The following is a 1,721-nucleotide window of genomic DNA, read 5'->3' on the forward strand; positions in this document are numbered from 1 at the left end:
CCACCAGCCGCGTCGCCAGGGCGCGGCGCCGGTCGGACCAGCCGCTACGGACTTGGAAGCCCTGGGACAGGATACGTCCGGCCAGCACGCCGGTGATGGTGGAGCTTTGCCCCGCGGCGTAAAGCGCCACGGCGAACACGATGGCCGCGCCCATGCCCAAGGTCTGGCCGATCACGGCATGCGCATCATCCAGGCTGGACACGATGATGCCCGAACCCGACAGCGAGGCGGCGGCGACGATCATGATGGCAGCGTTGATCAGCATGGCCAGGCCCAGCGATACCACGGTGTCGTTGCGCGCCACGCGCATGGCCAGGTCGCGCGCCGCCGGCGGCAATTGCTGCGCGCGCTGGGCCAGCGAGCCGGAATGCAGGTACAGGTTGTGCGGCATCAGGGTGGCGCCCAGGATGCCGAGCGCGATCAGGAAGCCCTGCGGGTCGCGTAGCGCCCGGCCGGTCTGCGTGACGCCATGCGCCACTTCCGTCCAGGCCGGATTGGCCTTGAACAGCAGGAACACGAAGGACATGGCGACCACCGACAACAGCAAGGCGATGAAGCGTTCATGCTTGTCGGCGTTGCCGCGCGTGAGCGCCAGCACGGCGAAGGTGCCGACGCCGGTGATCGCCACGCCTGCGATCAGCGGCAGTCCGAAGAGCAGGCGCAGCGCGATCGCGCCGCCTATGAGTTCAGCCAGGGCGGTCGCCAGGATCGCCGCCTCGCCGGCCAGCCAGGCCGTCCTGGCCAGGCGCGGGGAAAGGTGGCGGGCGGTCAGCGTGGCCAGGTCCTCGCCGGTGGCCAGCGCCAGGCGCGATACCAGGATCTGGAAGCCCAGCGCCAGCAGGGCCGAGGTGATCACCACCAGCAGCAGGCCATAGCCGAAGCCGCTGCCACCGGCGATGTCGGTGGCCCAGTTGCCCGGATCGATATAGCCCACGGCCACCAGGATGCCGGGGCCGGCGATGCGGCGCAGTCCGGCCGACACCTGCACGTCCTGCGCCAGCGCAGTCCTGCCGCCGGATATCGCGTAGATGAAATGGCTCATGCTCGCTCCTGAGAATGATTCTCATCATCCTCTTGGAGGGGCAGACCGTCAAATTGATTTTGGGCAAGCAGGGGATAGGCCGGCCCAATGGCGCCGCCCTTGCGGGACAGGCCATGGGCCGTCTCGCGGATCAGGACTTGAGCTTCGCGTCCATGGAGATCTTGGCGTTCAGCACCTTGGACACCGGGCATCCTTTCTCGGCCTTGCGGGCGGCGTCCTCGAAGGCCTGGGCGCTGGCGCCCGGTATGACGGCTTCCACGGTCAAGTGGACGGCTGTGATCGAGAACCCGTCGTCCACCTTGTCCAGCGTGACTTCGGCCTTGGTGTCCAGGCTTTGCGCGACCATGCCTGCTTCCGCCAGGATGTTGGACAGAGCCATGGTGAAGCAGCCGGCGTGGGCCGCGCCCAGCAATTCTTCGGGATTGGTGCCCGGGGTGTCGCCGAAGCGGGTGTTGAAGCCGTAGGCCTGTTCCTTGAGCGCGCCGCTTTGCGTGGAGATCGTGCCCTTGCCGGTCTTCAGGTCGCCGGACCAATGGGCGGTTGCGGTTTTCTTCATGCGTGACTCCTGTAGAAGGGCCGCGCCCGTCGCGAGCGCGGCCGGTGTGGGAGGGCGCGGGCCGCCGGCTGGGGCGGAGCGCATTGCCTGGGTTGGCATGACCGATGATACGGCGGGGGGGGG

The 1,721-nt window shown here is 68.2% G+C and carries 2 protein-coding genes; both read right to left on the reverse strand.

Features of this window, described 5'->3' with window-relative positions; all coding sequences use genetic code 11:
• Positions 1 to 1,042 (reverse strand): Nramp family divalent metal transporter (locus VIR09_RS17045; protein ID WP_332013945.1); only part of this gene is annotated, 1,042 nt, incomplete at its 3' end.
• A 130-nt stretch (positions 1,043 to 1,172) separates the two neighbouring features.
• Positions 1,173 to 1,598, reverse strand: coding sequence for an OsmC family protein (locus VIR09_RS17050; protein ID WP_013394740.1), 426 nt, complete (start codon positions 1,596 to 1,598; stop codon positions 1,173 to 1,175).
• Positions 1,599 to 1,721: the final 123 nt, after the last annotated feature.

Origin of the sequence: Achromobacter sp. (assembly GCF_036567245.1) — a bacterium.
GTDB lineage: Bacteria > Pseudomonadota > Gammaproteobacteria > Burkholderiales > Burkholderiaceae_B > Achromobacter.